Source organism: Streptomyces sp. C10-9-1 (assembly GCF_024497955.1).
In the GTDB taxonomy this organism is placed as follows: Bacteria; Actinomycetota; Actinomycetes; order Streptomycetales; family Streptomycetaceae; genus Streptomyces; species Streptomyces sanyensis.
The window spans coordinates 338,821-361,287 of sequence record NZ_JANHKP010000001.1 but is presented as its reverse complement, the minus strand read 5'-3'; the positions used below and the strand labels follow the sequence as shown (position 1 = coordinate 361,287).

General features: G+C 77.6%; 8 protein-coding genes. 4 read left to right on the top strand and 4 right to left on the bottom strand.

The features are described 5' to 3' along the window. Positions 1 to 183 precede the first annotated feature (183 nt). From NPS70_RS01625 to NPS70_RS01610, 4 genes are all read left to right on the top strand, one after another. Positions 184 to 654 (top strand): indole-3-glycerol phosphate synthase, encoded by a 471-nt coding sequence (locus NPS70_RS01625; RefSeq protein ID WP_256521843.1) that lies wholly within the window; start codon positions 184 to 186, stop codon positions 652 to 654. 138 nt (positions 655 to 792) lie between these two features. Further along, positions 793 to 2,199, top strand: a complete 1,407-nt coding sequence (gene murC, locus NPS70_RS01620; protein ID WP_256521842.1) for a UDP-N-acetylmuramate--L-alanine ligase — start codon at positions 793 to 795, stop codon at positions 2,197 to 2,199. Beyond that, entirely contained in the window at positions 2,199 to 2,612 is a 414-nt protein-coding gene (msrB, locus tag NPS70_RS01615) for a peptide-methionine (R)-S-oxide reductase MsrB (RefSeq protein WP_256522208.1), read from the top strand. The genes murC and msrB overlap by 1 nt, the downstream gene beginning before the upstream one ends. Before the next feature lie 254 nt (positions 2,613 to 2,866). After that, a complete protein-coding gene (locus NPS70_RS01610) occupies positions 2,867 to 3,412 on the top strand; it encodes a hypothetical protein (protein ID WP_256521841.1) in 546 nt (181 codons plus the stop codon). A gap of 57 nt (positions 3,413 to 3,469) precedes the next feature. Here the strand turns inward: NPS70_RS01610 and NPS70_RS01605 are convergent, their stop codons facing one another. The 4 genes from NPS70_RS01605 to NPS70_RS01590 all read right to left on the bottom strand — a co-directional run bounded on the left by NPS70_RS01605 (position 3,470) and on the right by NPS70_RS01590 (position 22,421). Continuing rightward, positions 3,470 to 4,246 carry an alpha/beta fold hydrolase gene (locus tag NPS70_RS01605; protein WP_256521840.1) on the bottom strand — a complete coding sequence of 259 codons (777 nt, stop codon included), beginning with the start codon at positions 4,244 to 4,246 and terminating at the stop codon, positions 3,470 to 3,472. Positions 4,247 to 4,328: 82 nt separating this feature from the next. Beyond that, positions 4,329 to 5,468, bottom strand: coding sequence for an alpha/beta fold hydrolase (locus NPS70_RS01600; protein ID WP_256521839.1), 1,140 nt, complete (start codon positions 5,466 to 5,468; stop codon positions 4,329 to 4,331). Continuing rightward, positions 5,465 to 7,909, bottom strand: a complete 2,445-nt coding sequence (locus NPS70_RS01595) for a thioester reductase domain-containing protein (protein ID WP_256521837.1) — start codon at positions 7,907 to 7,909, stop codon at positions 5,465 to 5,467. The genes NPS70_RS01600 and NPS70_RS01595 overlap by 4 nt, the downstream gene beginning before the upstream one ends. A 112-nt stretch (positions 7,910 to 8,021) precedes the next feature. Next, on the bottom strand, positions 8,022 to 22,421 hold the full coding sequence (locus NPS70_RS01590) for a type I polyketide synthase (RefSeq protein WP_256521826.1): 14,400 nt from the start codon (positions 22,419 to 22,421) through the stop codon (positions 8,022 to 8,024). Positions 22,422 to 22,467: the final 46 nt, after the last annotated feature.

The window sequence follows — 22,467 nt, the reverse complement described above, 5'->3', positions numbered from 1 at the left end:
AGGGATGCCCGGCCTCGTCCCACGGGCGTGTGAGGGGCCGTCCCACCTGCGTGTGAGCGTGGGTACCCGGAAGGCGACAATCACCGGAATTTCCCGTTCCGGTTAGCGCCGGAGGGGCACACTGGTCTCGCAGGCCCCGTGCGTCAACGGGGGAGGATGGTTTCCGCAGAAGGGCTCCCGCCGGTGTTCACAAGCGTACTGATGATCGAGAAGCCCCTGTCCCCGGAAGACGTCGACTTCCTCACCACGCTGCACGGGGACGAGGCGGTCGCCTTCGTCCTGCTGATGCAGCCCCGCGGGGACCAGGCCGACGTCCTGCTGCGCGCCATCGACGACGTGGCGCTCGGCGAGCTGAAGGACGCGGTCCGGGAAGGGGACGAGCCCGAGGGCAGCGAGGCGAAGGGCCCGGCCGAGCGGGGCCTCGCCCACTCGCTCGCCGCACTGAAGGCCGCAGGCTGCGAGGCGCGCGGGCAGGTGGTGGAGAAACACCCGCTGGACAGACTGAAGGCCGTCGTCGAGGAGTCCGGCGCCGACGAGGTGATCGTGCTCACCGAGCCCCACTACGTCGAGGAGTTCTTCCACCGGGACTGGGCCTCCCGGGCCCGCCACAAGGTCGGCGTGCCCGTCCTGAAGCTGTTCGCGCACAGCGAGTAGCCGCACCCGGGCCGGTCCGCGGGGCGCGCCGGGCCCGGCGGGGCGCCGCGGACCCGGCCCCCGCGGTGCCCTGCGGGCCCCCGGTCGCCCATTAGGGTGGGCCCCGGTACGTACTCGCACACCCCGGGAGATCGACACATGGCACCCGCCGTCCCCAGCGCCATGGAGCGCCCGCACTTCATCGGCATCGGCGGCGCCGGGATGTCGGGCATCGCGAGGATCCTCGCCAGCCGGGGCGCGAAGGTCGCGGGCAGCGACGCGCGGGACTCCGCCACCGCCGCCTCCCTGCGCGAACTCGGCGTCACCGTGCACCTCGGCCACGCCGCCGGGCACCTCGCCCCCGACGCCACGTGCGTGGTCGTCTCCAGCGCCATCCGCGCCGACAACCCGGAGCTGGTGCGGGCCGCCGAACTCTCGGTGCCGGTCGTCCACCGGTCCGACGCCCTGGCGTCCCTGATGCACGGCACCCGCCCGCTCGCCGTCGCCGGCACCCACGGCAAGACCACCACCACCTCGATGCTGGCGGTCGCCCTGACCGAACTGGGCCTGGACCCCTCCTACGCGATCGGCGGGGACCTCGCCGGACCCGGCACCAACGCCCGCCACGGCGAGGGCGCGATCTTCGTCGCCGAGGCCGACGAGAGCGACCGCAGCTTCCAGAAGTACGACCCCGAGGTCGCGATCGTCCTCAACGTCGAACTCGACCACCACGCCAACTACGCCTCCATGGACGAGATCTACGAGTCCTTCGAGGCCTTCGCCGCCAAGATCGTGCCCGGCGGCACCCTGGTCGTCGGCGAGCACCCCGGCGCCCGTGAACTGGCCGCCCGCCTCTCCGGGCGCCCCGGCGGCCCCGCGGTCGTCACGGTCGGCGAGGCGGAGGGCTCCGACGTGTGGATCCGCTCCCTCACCCCCCGCGGCATGACCAGCGAGGTCGCCGTGGTCATGGACGGCGCCGAGCACGTCTTCACCGTCTCCGTGCCCGGCCGCCACTACGCCCACAACGCCGCCGCCGCCCTGGCCGCCGGCGCGCGCCTCGGCGTCGACCCCGCGCAGCTCGCCCGCGCCCTCACCGCCTACACCGGTGTCGGACGGCGGCTGCAGCCCAAGGGCGAGGCGGCCGGGGTGCAGGTGGTCGACTCCTACGCCCACCACCCCACCGAGATGACGGCCGACCTGGAGGCCATGCGGGGTGCCGCGCAGGACTCCCGCCTGCTGGTCGTCTTCCAGCCCCACCTCTACTCCCGCACCCAGGAACTCGGCCGCGAGATGGGCCGGGCCCTCGCCCTCGCCGACGCCTCCGTCGTCCTCGACATCTACCCGGCCCGCGAGGACCCGATCCCCGGCGTCACCAGCGAACTGATCATCGAGGCCGCCAAGGACGCGGGCGCCGAGGTCGTCGCCGTGCACGACAAGGCCGACGTCCCCGCCGTCGTCGCGGGAATGGCCGGGCCGGGCGATCTCGTTCTGACCATGGGCGCGGGCGACGTCACGGACCTCGGCCCGGACGTGCTGGCCCACCTGTCGAACCGAGGGAGCGCATGATGGCCTACGACGTCGAGAAGCCGGACGAGCAGTGGCGGGCCGAGCTGAGCCCGGCCGAGTACGCGGTGCTGCGCCAGGCCGGCACCGAGCCCGCCTTCACCGGCGAGTACACCGACACCACGACCCCCGGAACCTATGCCTGCCGCGCCTGCGGGGCCGAACTCTTCCGCTCGGACACCAAGTTCGCCTCGCACTGCGGCTGGCCGTCCTTCTACGACCCGAGGGACACCGACGCGGTGGAGCTGATCGAGGACCGCTCCCACGGCATGGTCCGCACCGAGGTCCGCTGCGCCCGCTGCGGGTCCCACCTGGGGCACGTCTTCGAGGGCGAGGGCTACCCGACCCCCACCGACCAGCGCTACTGCATCAACTCGATCTCGCTGACGCTGAGCCCGGAATCCGGCGAGGGCTGACCGGCCCGGCGGGCCCCCGCGGCCTCCCCGCACCCCGGGCCACCGGGGCCGCGTCTGCGCCGACCCGGCGCGGCGGAGCCCCGGTGCCCCTCGGCGACACCGCCCCGGGCAGACCGGTGAAGGGCCGTGCGGCGCGGGGCGCCGACCCGGACGGATCCTCCCGATTGCGGGGTGCGGCCGGCCGGCGGAGCATCGCAGCGGGAGAGACCCGCGCCGGTGTGTTCCGGCCGCTGCCCGTTTCGGAGTGATGCACCATGGACCCGTCCTCCCTGGCCGCCGTCGAGTCGGTCGTCGGCGGCGGCAGGGCCGTCATCGCGGCCGAGGACAACATCGTCGTGGACATCGTGAAGGCCACCGTGAGGAGCGGCAGGACCGCCACCTTCTACCTGACCCGGGCCCAGTTCTCGGCTGTCAACGCCTGGTACTGGACACCGCAGCGGATGAGCCACCTGGGGCTGGAGCCCGTGGCCGAGCACGAGATGGCCCGGATCACGGCGGAGCTCGGTGCCGAGGCATGCGGCTCGGCCTACTCCAACCGCATCACCTGCCCCGACGGGCACACCTACGGCGCACTCGAGTTCGTCCGGCAGGGGATCGAGGAACACGGCCTGGAGGCGACCCGGGCGGTCTTCGGCCTCAAGGACACGGCCGTCATCCGCGCCAACCCCCACCAGCAGGTGGTCTGCCCCCGCTGCCGTCGCCAGCTGGCGACGCCCCACTACTACGTGTACTGGGGCTACGGGTGCTGCGTGGACCTGGACGACACGTCCCCCGCGGCCTTCGCCGCCGGGCGCCGCTGAACTCCGGGCCGGAGCCCCGCAACGCCCCTGCCGCGGTCCGGCCCGCCGCACGGCGGCTCAGGCCGCCGTGACGAAGGGCTCCAGCAGCGCGGTCAGCTCCTCGGGCTTCTCCACCGGCAGCTCGTGCCCGGCGTCCACGATCCGCACCTGCGCGTCGGGGTACTCCTTGGCCATCCGCAGCATCTGCGACAGCGGAAGCTGGATGTCGTGGTACCCGTGGACCAGCAGCACGGGAACCCGGATCTCGTGCACCCGGTCCAGCACGTCGAAGTCCCGCATCGCGCCGTAGCAGGTCATCACGACCTCCCGCGGGGTGGCCGCCGACTCCCGGACGTACTGCCTGATCCGCTCCCGGGGATAGCCGGGGGCGAAGGCCCGCCGGATGTTCGCCTCGACGAACAGCCGGAACGGCACCAGCGTGGACGCCGCCATCAGCAGTCCCCGGCCGCGGCTGTAGGCCATCCTGGAGATCGAGTCGACCAGCACCAGCCGCTCCACCCGCTCCGGGTGGGCCAGGGCGATCGTCTGGGAGATCATCCCGCCCATCGAGTGGCCCACCAAGACGAACCGCTCAAGGCCGAGGTGGTCCAGGAGCGCCATGACGTCCCCGGCGAGCTCCGCGATGCTGCGCCGCCCGGAGCCCTCGCTCTCCCCGTGGCCGCGCAGGTCGAGCCGTACGACCCGCCGCGTCGCGGAGAAGTGCGCCGTCTGGTGGTCCCAGCGGTGCCGGTCGGCCGTCCACCCGTGCACGAACACCAGCGGGACCCCGCCGCCCTCGCGCGGTCCCTCGTCGTCGTACGTCAGGCGTGCGCCGTCGACTTCCAGCTGGGGCATGGCGGGTGGCCTCCTGGTGCGGAGCGGGTGGGACGGGGCGCCCCCGGGGTGCCGCGGGGACGTGCGCGGCACCCCGGGGCGGTCACCGGCGCTTCTCCAGGAACTCGACGATGTGCCCGAAGACGTCCAGCGCGGCGCCCCTGCCGAGGAACGTGTCGAGGTGACCGTAGCCGGGAATCTCGGTGTACGCCACGTCCAACCGGGGCTGCCTGCGGGCCAGTACCCGGTGGCAGAGCTCCTGCGAGTCCAGCCACAGCCCGTTCTCGCTGCCCGACAGCAGCAGCACCGGTGCGTCGATCGCCCCCGCCGCGTCCAGCGCGTTCCGCGGCAGCGCGCGGTAGCGCAGGTCCCCGTCGTTCCAGCGGACCACGGTGCGGGCCAGCTCGATCCGGCGCAGGTGCGGCAGGATCCACAGCGGCGCCGGGCCCAGCAGCTCGGCCAGGCGGTCGTGGGTCGTGCGCGTCAGGTGCTCGTGCACGAACAGCGAGGCGCCCGTTCCCCAGGCCGAGTTGTGCAGGATCTGGCAGGTGGGGTCGGGGCACTCCGCCCGTCGCGAGGCGAGCGCGAACAGGGGCGTGTACTTCGAGCGGAAGCCCACCGTGCGGAAGTCCACCGGGATGTGGTCGATCCGCGACTTCAGCAGCTCCCCCGCGAGGGTCATGCGCAGCGAGGTGCGGCCCGCGAGCCTCGGGGTGAGGAACACCCCCTGGGAGACCACACCGGCGAGCCCCGGCACCAGCCCCGCCGCCATGCTCATCGACAGCGCCAGCGAGCCGATGCAGTGCGCCACCGCGAACAGCGGCCGGTCGCCGATCTCCTGCCGGACCCGTGCCACGGCCCCCGGAATGTCGTACAGGGCGACGTCGTCGTAGGTGTACCGGCGGCCGGTCTCGTTGTAGGGGAGCCGGCAGCTGCCCCGCCAGTCGAGCAGCCACGGCTCGTAGCCCTCGTCGAGCAGCACGTCGACCAGGTTGCGGGTCTCGGGCAGCAGGAACATGTCCGAGGAGGCGGTGTGCCCGTGCAGCAGCAGTACGGCCGGTCCGGCCGGGCGCCCGGCGGTGCGGATCCGGGTCAGCCCCAGCCGCACGCCGTCCCCGGCCCGGAACGGGACGTCCTCGACGGCCGACGGGGACAGGCGGTGGCGCAGCGGGCGCAGCGCGGTGCCGGTGCGCACCGCGCGGAGCGCGGGCCGGGGTGCGGGCCGTCGTGTGCGGCGGATCATCGGTGGTGCTCCCTGGGGGTCTGGTCGCGGCGCAGGTCCAGCAGGTCGGCGGCGGCGCGGGCGAAGGGGCCGAGGAGACCGCGGCCCACCTCCGCGCCGAACCAGGCGAGCCAGGTGAGTTTGGCCGCCCGCTTCTCCCGGTCGGTCAGGCGGGGGTCGACCCGGATGCCGTCGACCTGGTCGCGCAGATAGCTGTCGGCGGGCACCACGACCTCCCCGGACAGCAGTGGCGGCCCGTCCTGCCTGCCGATGTCCACGGTGAGCGCCCGCGTCTGCCGCCACAGGTCGCGGCGGGCGCGCGCGTACTTGCGCCCCTCCAGCCACCAGCGGCCCCCGTCCGCGTCGCGCAGCAGCAGCCGGTAGCGCAGCAGCGGATGGCGCATCCCGTGCTCCTCGGGGATGCCCTCCTCGGGCCGCACCCACACGTCGCCGCGCTCCACCGCCAGCGGCTGCGGATGGAGGGCGGTGCAGAGCAGTTCGCCCGCGACGTCCACCCGGCGCTCGGTCACCAGCTGGTACATGCTGGCGAGGGAGAGGGTGAGCGCCAGCGAGCACGGGGTGTCCGCCGCCGAGCCCACCGGTCTCACCGCGCCCTGCAACGTCTCGGGGAACCACAGGTAGGGCGGGTCCTCGCGCTGCGGCAGGCGGGCCAGGCCGTCGCGGCTCAGCCGCTCGAAGGTCCGCTGCTGCGCCCGGGCGTCGTAGCGGGCCGCGGGCGGCAGCCCCAGGGCCCGGACCAGGGCCGCGGTCCGCTCGTCCACGGCCGCCGGGCCCTTCAGGGTCGCCTCGCACAGCTTGAGGGCGGTCGGGCTCTGCAGGACCCGGGTCAGGAACTCCAGCTCGGGCACCGGATCCGCCCGCAGGCGCTCCAGGGTGTCGGCGCGCCACTCGTCCCAGTCCTGCACGCGCACGTGCATGCCGCCGAGGGCCATGTCCCGGACCACGTCGTCCAGGGTGTTGGGCACACCGGTGAGGTTGTAGTCGAAGCCCCAGGCGTCGGGCTCGCACACGATCGCCGCGGCCACCCGGCTCACCCAGTCCACGGGGGCGGCGTTGAGGTAGCGGAAGGCGGGCACGGTGCGGAACCGGCCGAAGGCGGAGATCAGCCCGCTGCTCAGGTCCTGCGGGTTGTAGGCGCCGGTCCTGCTGTGGCCCCCGATGCCGCCCGGACGCAGCGCGGTGACCACCAGGCCGTGGTCGCGGGCGCGCCGCAGCGCCACCTCCGCGGCCCACTTGGTCTGGTCGTAGCCCGCGATCAGCCGGTCCGCCCGGGCCAGCGGGTCGTCCTCGCCCATGGAGGTGATGCCGACCTCGTTGAACACCGCGATCGAGGAGATGTGGTGCAGCGGCTTGGGGCGCCCGGTCGCGGCGAGTTCGGCCAGGGTCAGCGCGCCGAGCACGTTGCTGCGCCGCAGGGAGGGGTAGCCGCGCAGGAAGTCCACCGCCGCGGCGACGCCCACGATGCAGTCGAGTTCGCGGGCGAGGGCCTCCCAGCGCTCCTCGTCGAGCCCGAGGCGCGGTTCGCGGATGTCGCCCGGGAGCACCGTCACCCGCCGGCGCACCTCCGCGGACCAGGGCAGCGCGTAGCCGCGCAGCGCCTCGCCGAGGCGGGCCGTGGCCGCCTCCTCGTCGGCGCCCCGGACCAGGCAGTACACCCGGGCGTCGCTGTGGCGCAGCAGGTCCAGCAGCAGATGGCTGCCGAGGAAGCCGGTCGCCCCGGTCAGCAGGATGCACCGCGGGGGCAGCGGCTCGGGCGGACCGGTCCAGGGCAGCCGGTCGGCGAGCGAGAGGTCGGCCAGGATCTGGTCCAGGTCCTCCTGCCGGGCGCCTGCGGGCTCCCCGGTGGCACCTCTGCCCGCGGGCGCGGGCGCGGACACGGCGGGGGCGGGCGCCGGGACCGGGAGCGCCGTAGCCGGAGGCACCGCGGCGCCGGGGTCCGCGGCGGCGCCGTCGGTCGGGGGCCGGGCGGCCTCCGGGTCCGCGGCGCCCAGCCACCTCCGCGCCAGACTGCGCGGGCGGGCGTCGGCGAACACCTCGTCCAGCGGCAGATCCACGCCCAGTTCCCGCCCGAGCGCGGCGATGAGCTCCACCGCCTGGACGGAGGTCCCGCCCGCGTCGAAGAAGTCGGCGTCCGGGGAGAGCACCCCGTCCGGCAGGTGGCGCCCCGCCGCCTCGGCGATCGCCGAGGCCAGCTCGTCCGGGCCGCCGGTGAAGGCGGGCACGGACGGCGCGGCGGGGGAGCCCCCGCCCGCGTCCGGCGCCGCACCGGGCAGCCCGCCGCCCGGCGGGCCCGGATCCGCCCCGGCCGCCGGCGGCCGGGAGGCGGCCGCCACCTTCGCCAGCAGCTCGGCCACGCCGAGACCGCTGCCTCCCCCTTCGATCTCCTCCGCCGTCCGGCGGGCCGCCCCGGCGTCCGCCGGTGCGTCGTTCACCTCACCCATGTGCGCCTTCCACCCTCTGCCAGGTCCTTCCGTCCACCAGGCCGCCGCCCGGCCGTGCGCGTGCCGCACGCCCGTTGCGCCCCGTCCGTCCCGCGGGCCGTCCCGCCGCCCGTCACCGCTGCCGCCAGGAGCGGAACTCCCGCAGCCGCTCCGGTGCGACCACCGCCTCCAGCCGCTCGTCCTGCACCGCGCCCCCGCCCAGGGCGGCCACGATGCGGCGGGCCGGCTCGTTGCGCGGGGTGCGTTCCGCGGTGAACCGCACAGCCGAGCAGCCCAGTTCCTCCGCCCGGTCCGCCAGCCGGCCCAGCAGCCGCTCCTCCACCCCGCGGCCCAGGGCACGGCAGCTCATCAGCCAGGCCTCGACCTCCAGCCGCTCGCCCTCGGGGCGCACGGCCAGCAGTCCGATCTGCCCGTAGTCGCCGAACCGGTCCCGTGCCGAGGCCGTCCACACCTCGCCCCGCCGCCGCCAGCGCGCGACGTCGCCGCCGTCCGCCGAACGGGCCCGCAGGGTGAACTGGTTCGTGCGGCGCACCAGTTGCTCGGCCCGGGGCACGTCCTCCTCGTGCAGGGGCCGCACCTCGACCTCCAGCCCCAGCTCCGCAAGGAACTCCTCGAACCCGGCCTGGGCGCGCACCGCGTCGCGTTCGCGCTCCTCCCGGTAGAAGCGGGCCCGCAGGGCGTCCTCCGCCGTCGCCGCGACCGGTACCAGCGGCCACAACCGGTCGAGGAACCCCTCCAGCCCGGGACCCGCCGGGCAGGTCACGGACAGCACCTGCGGCAGCGCCGCCCGCATCCGGGCGATCTCGGCCGGGTTGTCGTCCAGGAACAGGAAGCTGTCCAGGCCCAGGTTGAGTGCCGAGGCCGCCTGCGCCAGCCGGTCCGGCTTCGGGCCCCAGGCGGCCGAGACGACCGCGAAGTGCTCGGCCGCCAGCAGGCTGTCCGGGCGCTTCAGCACGGAGCGGACCGTGTCCTCGTCGTTGTTGCTGACGAGCACCAGCAGCGTGCCCGCGGCATGCCAGCGCAGCAGCCGCCGCGCCAGCTCGGCCCGCGGGCCGCCCAGGTCCACCGCCTCCGGCCCCGCCTCGCCGGCGACCCCGCCCCACAGCGTCTCGTCGCCGTCCACCGCGATCACCTTCGGCGCCGGGCGCAGGGCCGCCCGCAGGACCCCGGCGAGGCGGAGCGCGACCGCGGCCTGGAAGGGCGGGGTGAACGGGAGGTGGGCCAGCCGCTCGGTGCGCTCGTCGAAGAGCTCGCCGACGGCGTGCCCGTCCGTCCAGGACTCCGCGGTGACGACGGCGATCCCGGGTACCCCGCGCAGCGCCTCGGCCACCTGGCGCTCCCAGGCCGCGAAGCGCGGCTCGGGGCGTGCGGAGGGCAGGAGGCCGACCACCAGCGGCCTGCGGGTGCGGGCCGCGAGCTCCCGCAGCGCGGCCGGGTAGGCCTGTCCCAGCTCCGAGAGCAGCGCGTCGTCCACCGGCCCGAAGCGGGCGAGGTCGCCGGCGCGCAGCAGCACCACCCCGGCGGCCGCGTCCGGGTCCGCGAACACCCCCGAGGGGTCGCGCAGGCTCGCCAGCACCTGGTGGTACGGCGCCTCGGCGATCACCGGAGCGGGCCCGGGCTCCCCGTCGGCGAGGGCGGTCGCGCACATCAGCGGCAGATGGCCGAGGGCGAAGGTGGCCGCCAGGGCCAGGGTGCGGCCGCGCGGGGGGCCGCCGTCGGGGAGCGGGGCCCCGCCCGCGTCCTCCGCGACGGCCGGGAGGGTTGCGGGCGCGCCGCCCTCCCCGGCCGGACGGGCCCCGCCCACCGGCGCCGCCGGATGCCGGGCCGCCTCGTCGAGCAAGTCCAGGAAGTCCCCGGCCAGTGCGGAGACCGCGTCCTCGTCGAGGATGTCGAGGTTGTGGTCGAGCCGGACCCGCCCGGCGTCCGGGGTCATGGTCACCATCAGGTCCAGGTCGGACCAGCCCGTGCCCGCGGGCAGCACCTCCATCCGGGACAGGCCGCGGGCGGCGGAGCGGACGAAGTTGAAGTACACCTCCACCAGCGGGGCGTTCTCGCGGTACAGGCCCTGGCGCGCCAGCGTCGCCAGGGTGTCGGTGAACGCCGTCCCCTTGCCGAGGACCTGCTCCAGCCGCGCGTCGGTGCGGCGCAGCACGTCGGCGACCGCCTCCGCCGGACCCGCCTGCGCGGGGAACGGGACGGGTACGCCGAAGAAGCCCACCGCCTCGAAGGCGTCGGCGTGGACACGGGTGTCCACGGGCACGGCCAGCACGAACCGCTCGCGGTTGCGCCTGCGTGCCAGCAGCACCGTCAGCACGCCCAGGCAGAAGGCGGCGGGCGTGACCGCGAGGGCGCCCGCGGCCGCCGAGACCCGGTCCGTCAGCCCCTCCGGGAGCGGGACGGAGACGCTGCCCGCCCGGTAGGAGCGCGTGGCGGGACGGGCTTCCGGGGGCACGAGGTCCAGCCGCCCGCTGCCCTCGAACGCCTCCCGCCAGGCCGCGTCGCGGGCACGGGTCCCGGCGTCCGGGGTGCCGGCGCTCCGCTGCGCCTCGATCAGCAGGTCGACGTCGCGGTTGGTCACCTCGCCGCCGAGGACGGTGCCCGACAGTTCGGCGTCCAGCTCCGCCGCGACCAGCAGCAGCGACTGCAGGTCGCTCACCGCGTGGTGCGCCCCGAAGACCAGGACCTGCCCCTGCTCGCCGCCGTCCAGCAGCTCGAACCGCCACAGGGGCGGCCGCGCCAGGTCGAACGGCGGCTCCAGCAGGGCACGGAGCCGCCCGGCCGGGTCGGCGGGCCCCTCGCCGGGGCGCACCCCGGTCCAGCGCAGCAGCGGCCCGCCCGGCGCGCGGTCCACCCGCAGCCGCCAGCCGCCTCCGCCGGTCCCGCCGGTCCCGCCGGCCTCCGCGTCCCCTCCGGCGACGACCGCCGTCCGCAGGGCCGCGTGGCGCGCCGCGAGCCGGTCCAGGGCGGCCGCCAGGACCTCCCGGGTGACCGGCGCGAGGAGCCGGACCGCCAGCCCCACGGCGTGGGCGGCGCCCGGCATGTCCGGCCGTGCGCTGCGCAGCAGGCGCACCACGTCCCGGGTCGCGGGCCGCAGTTCGCTCTCGGGCACCTCGGCGGGCGCGCCGCCCGCCGCCGGGGCCCCGGCGGCGTCCCCCCGGCCCGGGGCCGCACCCGCGCCGTCGGAGAGCGCGGCGTCCAGCACCCCGGCCAGTCCCTGGATGTCGGAGGCCGAGAACACCGCGGCGGCGGGGAGCTCCACGCCCAGCTCGCGGGCGAAGGCGTTGCGCAGCTGGACCAGCATCAGCGAGTCCAGCCCCAGCTCCTTCAGCGCCGTGGTCGAGGAGGCGTCCACGGCCCCGCCGGACACCGTGCCGACCCGGGCCCGCACGTACGCCTCCAGCCGCGCGACGCGGCCCGGGCCCGCCGGTGCCGAGAGCACCGCGGCGGCGAGGGCGTCCTCGGCCGGGTCCCCGGCCGGGGTCGCCACCAGCTCCGCCAGCAGCGGGCGGGTGCGCACGGCGTCCGGATCGAGCCCGAGCACCTCCCAGTCCACCGCCAGCGGCGCCAGCTGGCGCCGCTCACTGCCCAGCACCCGCGCGAAGAGCTCACCGCCCTCCCGGGGCGAGAAGGGCACCAGGCCGGACCGGCGCACACCGGCGGCCCGCTCCCCGGACTCCGCCGCCATGCCGACGCCGCTCCAGGCCCCCCAGTCCAGACTGAGCGCCCGGCGCCCGCCGGAGCCCGAGTGGTGGGCCCAGGCGTCGAGGAAGGCGTTGGCCGCCGCGTAGGGGGCCTGGCCCGCGGAGCCCAGCAGGCCCGCGGCCGAGGCGAACAGCACCAGGCTCTCCGCCTCCGGAACCAGCTCGGCCAGCAGCGCCGTGCCCAGCACCTTCGGCGCCAGGACCCGCAGCATCCGCTCCTCCGTGAGCGCCGCCAGGGGCGCGTCGTCGAGGACACCGGCCGTGTGGACGATCCCGGTGACCGGGCCGAGTGCGCGGCGGACGGTGTCCAGCGCGGCGGCCAGCCCCGCGCGCTCCGCCACGTCCGCGCGGACCGCCCGCACGTCCACTCCGCGCCCGCGGAGCTCCTCCATCCACGCCTCGGCCTCCGGGGCGGGGGCGCCGCGCCCCAGCAGGGCCAGCCGCCGGGCCCCGAGGCCCGCCAGCCGCTCGGCCACGACGCGGCCGAGACCGCCCAGCCCGCCCGTGACCAGGTACACGCCCTCGGCGGTGACCGCACCGTCGCCGCTCCCGTCCGGCCGGGTGCGGGCCAGCCGGGGCACCAGCCGCCCCGACTCCCGCAGGGCGACCAGCCGTTCGCCGTCGGCGTGCCGCAGCTCGGTGCAGAGCGCGTCCGCGCCACCGGAGGCGGGCAGGTCCACCAGGGTGGTCGCCAGCTCCGGGTGCTCCTGCGCCACGGTCAGCCCGAAACCCCAGGCGAGCGCCTGCCACGGCGCCGTCACCCGGTCGCCCGGCAGGGCCGCCTGGCTGCCGCGCACCACCACGAACAGCCGCGGCGCCGGGCCGGGCCGCCCGGTGAGCGCCCGGACCAGGTGGAGGGTGGCCAGGCAGCACAGCCGGGCCGCCTCCCGTGCGCTCGGGGCGTCCGAGACGGCCGGGGTGTCGAGCGCCGACAACTGCACCACCCGCTCGGGGGGACCGTCCGGGAACGCCTCGTCGAGCAGGCGGACGAACTGCCCGGGGTCCGCCGGGTCCAGCGCGTAGCGCCCCGGACCCTCCTCGGCGAAGCCCGGCCCGCGCCGGACGACCACCCGCGGGGTGCCGGAGCCGAGCAGCCCGTCGAGGTCCCGGGCCGTCCCGCCCTCGTCGGCGAGGATCAGCCAGCGCCCCTGCCCGGCCGGTTCCCGGGGCGCGGAGCGCGGACGCCACACGGTCTCGAACAGCGCGCCGTCCAGCGGAGACAGGGCGGCCAGCTCCAGCCCCTCGCACTCCAGCACCAGCCGGTCCTCGGCGTCCCACAGGCGCAGGTCCGCCACCGCCCGGTCCTCCCCGGCGGAGCGCAGCTCGCAGCCCACCCTCACCGGCGCGGTGCCCCGCCCGGTGTACCGGACCAGGCCGGCCCCGGCAGGTACGAACGGCCGCCCCTCGGGTGCCCCTTCGGGCAGCGCGGCCGCGTGGAAGGCGGCGTCCAGGACCGCGGGGTGCAGCAGGTGGCCGTCGGCCGGCCGGGCGGCCAGCCGCCCGAGCGCCGCGCCCCGCCCGCGGTACCCCTCGCGAAGGCCCCGGAACGCGGGCCCGTACTCGATGCCCAGCCCGGCGAGGCGGGCGTACACGGCGGCGGTGTCCACCGGGGCCGCACACCGCTCGCGCAGCTCCGCCGGACCCTGCCCGTCCCCGCCGCCGTCCGGGGCATGGGGCGCGATCCGCCCGGTGACATGGCGCTCCCAGCGGACCGGACGCTCCCCGGTGGGCGCCGAGGAGACGGTGAACCCCTGCTGCCCGTCCGGCTCCTGGCGGAGCACCAGCTGCAGCCGCACGGCCCGGTCGGCCGGGAGCCGCAGCGGACGCTCGAACCGGACGCCGGACAGCGCACCGCCCCCGTCCTGCCCGGCCGTCCCGGCGTCCCGTTCCCGCACCGCGGCCGCGGCCTCCAGCGCCATGCCGAGGAACGCGGACGCGGGCAGCCACACCTCGCCGCCCACCCGGTGGTCGGCCAGGTAGGCGAAGCGGGCGTCGCGCAGGTCCACCTCGCTCTGGAACAGGTGCCGCCCGGGGGTGTCGCTCGCCTCCACATGCGTCCCCAGCAGCGGGGACACCCCCGCGGGTCCCGCCGGGGCGGGGGCCAGCCAGTGCTGGGTCCGGTCGAAGGCGTAGACGGGCAGCGCGGTGCGGCGGCCGGAGGCGGCGAGACGGCCCCCCTCCGGCGTGCGGCCGGCCGTGTACAGCTCGCCGAGGCGGCGCAGCAGCACGTCCCCCCGGTCGCGCCGCCGGTCCAGCGACCCGGCGGTGACCACCTCCACCCCGGCCTCGGCCGCCACCGCCTGCACCGCGGCGCTCAGCGACGGATGGGGGCTCAGCTCGACGAAGGTGCGGTAGCCGTCCCGGAGCATCCGGCGCACGGCCTCGGCGAAGCGCACCGGCCGGGCGAGGTTGGCGAACCAGTAGCCGGCGTCCAGGTCCTCCCCGGACACCGCTTCGGCGCGGACCGCCGAGTACAGCGGCACCCCGCCGTCCGTCCCGCGGACCCCGGCGAAGCGCTCGCGCAGCTCCCCGCGCAGCGGCTCCATCAGCGGGGTGTGCGAGGCGAACGGCGTCGACAGCCGCCGCACGCCGACCCCCCGCGCCTCCAGCGCGCGCCGCAGCTCGGCCAGTTCCCCGGCCGCGCCGGAGACCGCCGTCGCCCGGGGCCCGTTGAGGGCCGCGACGAACAGCCGCCCCGCGTACGGCTCCAGCAGCGCCGCCGCCTCCTGCTCCGGCAGTTCGACGGAGAGCATCCCGCCCTGGCCCACCAGGGGCACCACGGCCTCGGCCCGCCCGGTCACCACCCGCACCGCCTCGTCCAGCGGGAGCGCGCCCGCGGCGTAGGCCGCCGCGATCTCGCCCAGGCTGTGGCCCACCACCCCGTCCGGGACGACCCCCAGCTCCCGCCAGGCCGCCGCCAGGGCCGCGTCGAGGGCGAAGAGCACGGGCTGGAGGAACTCCGTCCGGTGCAGCGGGGAGAACTCCTCCGGGGCGCGCAGCACGTCCACCGCGGACCAGCCCGCCCGGCGGCGCAGCGCCTCGTCGATCCGCAGCAGCTCCTCGCGGAACGGCCCCGACGCGGCCATCAGCTCCACGCCCATGCCGTGCCACTGGCCGCCGTGCCCGGGGAACACGAACGCCGTCTTCCCGCTGCGCTCCTCGCACGCCGGGGCCACCGGCGTGCGGCCCGCCGCCAGGGCGTCCAGCGCCGAGCGCAGCTCCGCCCGGTCCGCCGCCACCACCGCGGCCCGCCGCTCGAAGTGCGAGCGGTGCCGCAGCAGGGAGTAGGCCACGTCCTCGACCGGGACGTCCCCGGCCACATGGCGGGACAGCCGCCCGGCCTGGCCGCGCAGGGCCGCCTCGCTGCGCGCGGAGAGCAGGAACAGCCGCGGCACGTCCTCGCCCGCAGGCTCCGGACGCCCGTCCGCCGGGGCTCCTTCCGGGGCGGCCGCCCCGGCCGAGGAGGCGCGCGGCGCCTCCTCCACCACCACGTGCGCGTTGGTGCCGCTGATGCCGAAGGCGCTCACCCCGGCCCGCCGCACCCGCCCGGGGGCGGCGGGCCAGTCGGCGGGCTCGGTGAGCAGCCGCAGCCCGCCGTCCTCCCAGTCGACATGGCGGCTGGGCCGGTCGGCGTGCAGGGTGCGCGGCAGCGTGCCGTGCCGCAGCGACTGCACCACCTTGATCAGCCCCGCGACCCCCGAAGCGGCCTGGGTGTGGCCGAGGTTGGACTTCAGCGACCCGAGCAGCAGCGGGCGGCCGGGCGGGCGGGTGCCGCCGAACACCGCGGACAGGGCGTTGGCCTCGATCGGGTCGCCCAGCGTGGTGCCCGTGCCGTGCGCCTCCACGTAGTCGATGTCGGACGGCGCGAGCCCCGACAGCTCCAGGGCCCGGCGCACCACCTGCTCCTGCGCCGGGCCGTTGGGCGCGGACAGGCCCTGGCTGCGGCCGTCCTGGTTGACGGCCGTGCCGCGCAGCACGGCCAGCACCTCGTCGCCGTCCCGCTCCGCGTCGGACAGGCGCTTGAGCACCACGACGCCCGAGCCCTCCGCCCAGACCGCGCCGTCGGCGTCGTCGGAGAAGGAGCGGCAGCGGCCCGTGGGGGACAGCCCGCGCAGGCGGCTGAACTCCACGAAGGTCCCCGGGGTGACCATCAGGGTCACCCCGCCCGCGAGGGCGAGGTCGCACTCGCCCGCCCGCAGCCCCTGGGCGGCCAGGTGCACCGCCACCAGCGACGAGGAGCAGGCGGTGTCCACGGTCAGGGCCGGGCCGTTGAGGCCCAGCGTGTAGGCGAGGCGGCCGGAGGCGACGCTGGGCGCGGAGCCGGTGCCGACGTAGCCGTCCAGCCGGTCCAGGGGGGAGCCCGCGAGGTACTCGCTGGCGAACATGCCGACGTAGACGCCGGTGCTCGTGCCCGCCAGGCGGCCGGGCACGATGCCCGCCCGCTCCAGCGCCTCCCAGGAGGTCTCCAGCAGCAGGCGCTGCTGCGGGTCCATGGCGGCGGCCTCCTTCGGGGTGATGCCGAAGAACGCCGCGTCGAAGGAGGCGATGTCGTCGAGGAAGCCGCCCTCGCGGGCGTAGGACTTGCCCGGGGCCTCCGGGTCGGGGTCGTACAGCGCCTCGACGTCCCACCGGTCCCGCGGGAAGGGGCCGATCGCGTCGGTTCCCGCCCCGAGCAGGTCCCGGAGCCCCTCCGGGTCCCGCACGCCGCCCGGCAGGCGGCAGGCCATGGACACCACGGCGACGGGTTCCCCGGCACCGTGCCGGGCGGCGGCCGGGCGCACGGCGGTGGCCGCCGGCCCGCCGCCCGGTGCGGCCAGCGCGGTGCGCAGCAGGTGGGCGGCGAGCCGCGCCGGGGTCGGGTGGTCGAACAGCAGGGTCGCGGGGAGCCGGGCGCCGATCCGCGTCCCGATGCGGCCCCGCAGCTCGACCGCCGTCACCGAGTCCATGCCGAGCTCCCGCAGCGGCCGGTCCGCGGGGACCGCGGCGGCGGAGGGCAGGCCCAGCGCCCGGGCCGCCTCCTCGCGGACCAGCGCGGCCACCCGCTCCGCGCGTTCGGCCTCGCTCAGCCGGGCGAGCCGGTCCGCCAGGGCGGTGCCCGCGGCCGCGGCAGGCGGCGCGGGCAGCAGGGTGCGCCACAGCGCCGCGGCGGGGCCGCCCCCGGCGGCCTGGACCGCCTCGCGCAGCCGCGGCAGGTCGAGCGCCGTGGCGACCGTGTGCGGGGCGTCCCGCCACAGCGCCAGCTCGACCAGGTCGCGGCCCTGGCCGGGGGAGAGCGACCGGTGGCCGAGCCGCGCCATCCGCGCCAGATCGGCGTGGGCGGCGGCGAGGCCCTCGCCCGCCCAGGCCCCGAAGGAGACCGACACGCCGGGCAGACCCGCGGCCCTGCGGTGGTGGGCGAGCTGGTCCAGGAAGGCGTTGGCCGCCGCGTAGTTGGCCTGTCCCGGGCTGCCCACGACCCCGGCCGCCGAGGAGACCAGGAGGAACAGCTCCAGCGGCAGGTGCCGGGTGAGACGGTGGAGGTGGGCGGCGCCGTCGGCCTTGGGGCGCAGCACCTGGGCGAGCTGCTCCCCGGTCAGCTCGGCGACGGCTCCGTCGGCCAGGACGCCCGCGCAGTGCACGACGCCGCGCAGCTCCCGGTGCGACCCGCCGCCACCGGCGTCCTCGGGTCCGTGCGGGGACGCGCCGTCGCGCTCCGTGAGGCGGTCGAGGAGCGCTGCCACCGCCTCGCCGTCCCCGGTGTCGCAGGCCGCGACCTCCACCTCGGCGCCCAGCGCGGAGAGTTCGGCCGCCACTTCGGCGGCCCGCGGGTCGGACTCCCCGCGGCGGGAGGTGAGCAGCAGCCGGGGCACCCCCTGCTCGGCGAGCAGGGCGGCGATCCGGCGGCCGACGGCCCCCAGGCCGCCGGTGACGAGGACCGTGCCGCCGGTGGGGACGGGCAGGTGCCCCGGGGACGGCTCCGCGGGTCCCGCGGCGGGATGCGGCTCCCGAGGGCCGCCCGCGGGACGGGACCGCACCAGGCGGGGAACCAGCAGCACCCCGCCGCGCAGGGCGAGTTCGGGTTCGTCGGCGAGCGCCGCGGCCCTGGCCAGGGCCGTCGCGGCGGCTGCCGCGCCGTCCTGCGCAGCCGTGGCCGCGCCCGGTGCGCCCTCCTCCGCCGGGCGGTCGGCACCGGGGCCGGGGTCCGGGTCGGCACCGGGGCCGGGGTCGAGGCCCAGGCCCGGGCCGGGGTCCAGGTCGAGGAGGGTCAGCCCCAGTTCCGGGTGCTCGGCGCGGGCGCTGCGGGCGAGCCCCCACAGCACCGAGGCGGCGAGCGAGGGCACGGTGTCCCCGGGCGCGGCGGCGACCGCGCCGGAGGTCACCCAGACGGTGCGCTCCGGTGCCCCGCCGGGCGGCGCGGACAGCAGCGATCGCAGCTCGTCCAGGGCCTCTTCGGCCAGCGCGCGCAGTGCGGCGGGGAATTCCCCGTCCTCCGGTGCGGGCGACGGCCCGCCGCCCGCGGCCGAGGGCCAGAAGCGCACCCGGACCGCGCCGGGCGCAGGCTCCCCGCCCGCCCCGGGGAGCGGGTCCGGCGACGGGGCGCTGCCCGCGGACGCGTCGGCCTCCGCGGCCGGGTCCCCGTCGGCCGTCCGCGCGCCGAGCGCCCGGGCGGCGCCGGCCGCCAGCGGGTCGCGGGCGCCGCCCGCCACCACCCACCCGCCGCGGGGCCCCTCGGCCGCCGCACCGGGCTCCCGGGAGGCGTCCTCCCCGGGCCCGGTCACCGCGCTCCACGCCACCTCGTACAGGTTCCGCCCTGCCTCCGAGGCGCTGTGCAGGTCGGCGGGCGCGGCGGCCCGCAGCCGCACGCCCTCCAGGCGCCCCGCCGGCAGCCCGTCGGCGTCCCACAGCAGCACGTCCAGCGCGAGGTCCCCCGCCGCGTCCGCGGACCGGCGCACCGAGGCGAGGAGTTCGCCCCCCGCTCCGGGCGGCAGGGTGCAGCGGCCCACGGCGACGGGCAGCAGCACCCGCCCGCCGGACCCGTCCGCCGCGCCCTGGTCGAAGGCGGTGGCCACCTGGAGCGCCGCGTCGAGCAGCGCCGGGTGGACGGGGTAGGGCTCGGCGTCCGCACGGGCCGCGGACGGCAGGGACAGCCGGGCCAGCAGGGCACCGTCCCCGGTGGCGACGGCCTCCCGGACGCCGCGGAAGGCGGGACCGTAGCCGAGCCCCCGGGCGGCCAGCCGCTCGTAGGCGTCCGGCCCCCAGGCGGGCGCCGCGTCCTCGGGCCATGAGGGAGCCGGGCCCTGCGCCGCGCCGCCCGCCGCTTCCGCCGCGACCGCGGTGGCGTGCAGGCTCCATCCGGCGGCCTCCCGGCCCCGCGGGCGGCTGTGCACGGTGACCTCCGGGCCCCCGCCCCCGGGCACCTGCCCCGGCGCGGCGGCGACCTCCACCGACACCTCCACCGTGCCGGAGTCCGGCAGCACCAGGGGCGCGGCCAGGAACAGGTCCGCGACCTCGGCCCCCGGCCGGGCGGCGGCGAGCGCGGCCCGGCACAGCTCCAGCACGGTCGTGCCCGACACGACGGTGCGTCCGAAGACCGTGTGGTCGCCCAGCCACTCGGCGGTGGCGGCCGACCACTCGCCGCGGAAGGTCCAGCGGCTCTCGTCCGGGGACTGCAACTGCACGCCCAGCAGCGGATGGGCCGCACGCTCGAACAGCCCCGGGCCCTGGGCGGCCGCCGCGGGCTGCGACCAGAAGCGCTGCGCGTCCCAGGCGTAGGTGGGCAGTGCGGCGGGCGACGGCGGTGCCGGGGCGAGCACCCGCCAGTCCACCGGCCTTCCCCCCGCGTGGAGTTCGGCGGCGGCCCTCTCCAGGCAGCGGGCCGCCGGCTCCTCGCGGCGCAGCGAGCCGACGGCGAGCAGCGCCGGGCGCCCGTCGTCCGCTCCGGCCGCGGCACCGGTCTCCTCCGCGACCGTGCGCAGCGCGGTCAGCAGCGAGGGGTGGGGGGAGAGTTCGACGAAGGTCCGGTAGCCGTCCGCCGCCATCCGCTCGACCGTGTCCGCGAAGCGGACCGGTTCGCGCAGGTTGCGGTACCAGTACTCCGCCTCCTGCTCCCCGGTGACCGGCTCGCCGGTCACCGTCGAGTACCAGGTGGCGCCGGAGCCGGGCCAGGCCGTCACCCCGTCGAGTTCGTCGAGGATCTCCTCGCGCACGGGTTCGACCAGCTCGCAGTGGGAGGCGTAGTCCACGGCCAGGCGGCGGGCGAAGACCCCCTCCGCGTCGAGGGAGCCGAGCAGCGCGGTGAGCGCTGCGACGGGTCCGGCCACCACGGTGGACCGGCCGCTGTTCACCGCGGCGACGGAGAGCGCACCGCCGGAGTCGGCCAGGCGGGCCGCCACCTCCCCGTGCGGCAGGCCGACCACCGCCATGCCGCCCGACCCGGACAGTGCGGTCAGCGCGCGGCTGCGCAGGGCGACCACGGCCGCCGCGTCGTTGAGGCTGAGGGCCCCCGCCACACAGGCCGCGGCCACCTCGCCCTGGCTGTGACCGACGACGGCGTCGGGCCGGACGCCGCGCTCCCGCCACACGGCGGCCAGCGACACGCCCACGGCGAACAGCACCGGCTGCACCACGTCCACCCGCTCCAGGGACGGGGCGCCCGCCTCACCGCGCAGGACCGCCGCCACCGACCAGTCGGTGAACTGCCGCAGGGCCGCGTCGCAGCGGTCGAGCGCCTCGGCGAACACGGGGGAGCCGGCCAGCAGGTCCCGGGCCATGCCCGCCCACTGGGACCCCTGGCCGGGGAAGACGAAGGCCGTCCTCCCCGGGTCCCGGGGGGCCGGCTCCTCGGCCAGGACCACCCGCGCGTCGTCCTCGGCCCCCTCCGCGAGACCCCGCAGCGCCGCCGTCAGCTCCTCGCGGTCACCGGCCAGGACGACCGCCCGGTGGGGGAAGTGGGTGCGGTGGTGGGCCAGCGTGCCCGCGACCTGCCCGGGCGTCAGTTCTGGTGCGGCGGCGAGGGTTCCGGCGAGGCGGGCGGCCTGGCCGCGCAGCGCGGGCAGGCTCCGGGCCGAGAGGGGGAACAGGCGCGGTCCGGCCCCGGGGCGCGCGTCCCCGGCGTCCGGTCGCCCCGGGGCGGTGGACCCCGCGTCCGGCCGCCCCGGGTCGGCGGACCCGGCGCCGGGTCCGGCGGGGGCCTCCTCCAGCACCACATGGGCGTTGGTGCCGCTGATGCCGAAGGCGCTCACCCCGGCCCGGCGGACGCGGTCCGCGGTGCGGGGCCAGTCCCGCGGGGCGTCCAGCAGCCGCATGCCGCCCCCGGCCCAGTCCACGAGCGGGGTGGGCCGCCCCGTGTGCAGCGAGGCGGGGATCCGCTCCCGGCCCAGGGCCAGCACGGTCGCGATGACCCCGCCGACACCGGCCGCGGCCTGCGTGTGACCGATGCGGGACTTCAGCGAGCCGACGCCGAGCGGCCGGTCCGCGGGGCGCCCCGGGCCGAAGACGGCCGCCAGCGCGCCTCCCTCGACGGGGTCGCCGAGCCGGGTGCCGGTGCCGTGCGCCTCCACGTGGTCGATGTCCTCGGGCCGCAGCCCGGCGCTCTCCAGGGCGGCGCGCACCACCCGTTCCTGCGCGGGGCCGTTGGGGGCGCTCAGTCCCTGGCTGCGGCCGTCCTGGTTGACCGCGGAGCCCTTGACCACGGCGAGGACCCGGTCGCCGTCCCGCCGGGCGTCCGCCAGCCGCTTGAGCAGCACCAGCCCGCAGCCCTCGGCCCACACCACCCCGTCGGCGTCGGCGGAGAAGGCGCTGCACCGGCCGGTGGGGGACAGGCCGCGCAGCCGGCTGAACTCCACGTGCCCGCGGGGGGTCACCAGCAGGGTGGCGCCGCCCGCGAGCGCCAGGTCGCACTCGCCCGCCGCCAGTGCGCGGGCGGCGAGGTGGAGGGCGACCAGCGAGGACGAGCAGGCGGTGTCGACGGTGACGGCCGGGCCCTGGAGCCCGAGGCTGTAGGCGATCCGGCCGGAGGCGACGCTGGGCGCGGAGCCGGTGCCCACGTGCCCGTCGAGCCGGTCGAGGCCCGCCGAGGCGAGGTAGCCGCTCTCGTAGAGGCCGACGTAGACGCCCGTGGAGCTGCCGTGCAGGGTGCCGGGCACGATCCCGGCGCGCTCGACGGCCTCCCAGGCGGTCTGGAGCAGCAGCCGCTGCTGCGGGTCCATCGCCTCGGCCTCGCGCGGGGATATCCCGAAGAAGGCCGCGTCGAAGCGGTCGATGTCCGCCAGGTAGCCGCCGCGGAGGCTGTAGGCGGTGCCGGCGGCCTCCGGGTCGGGGTCGTGCAGGCCCCGGGTGTCCCACCGGCCGGGGGGCACCTCGGTGACGGCGTCCTCCTCGGAGCACAGCAGCCGCCACAGCGACTCGGGGTCGTCCGCCCCGCCCGGGAAGCGGCAGGCCATGGAGACCACGGCGATGTCCTGCTGCTCCGCCGGGGCGTCCGGGGCGCCGGTCCCGGGCGCGGGCGCCGCCTGGGGTGCCCCGTGCGGGGCGGGCGGCCCGGCCACGGCCCGGGCGATCGCCGTGATCGTGGGGTGGTCGAAGAGCAGCGCCGGGTTGAGCGGCCGGTCGACGTGCTCCGCGAGGCCCGCCGCCAGGGTCACCAGCTGGCGGGATCCGAGCCCGAGTTCGGCCAGGGGCCGCTCGGGGTCGACGGCGGACGGGCGGGTCCCGGTGGCCTCGGCCACCGCCGCGACCAGCCAGCCGCGCACCTCCTCGGGGGACGGGGCCGCGGGGCCGGACGGCGAGGAGCCGGAGGAGCTGGGCTGCTTCGGGGTCGCGTTCGCAGGCATCTGGCAGGTGTCCTCGCGTGTCCTGGCTCGGTGGGTGGTGGTCTGG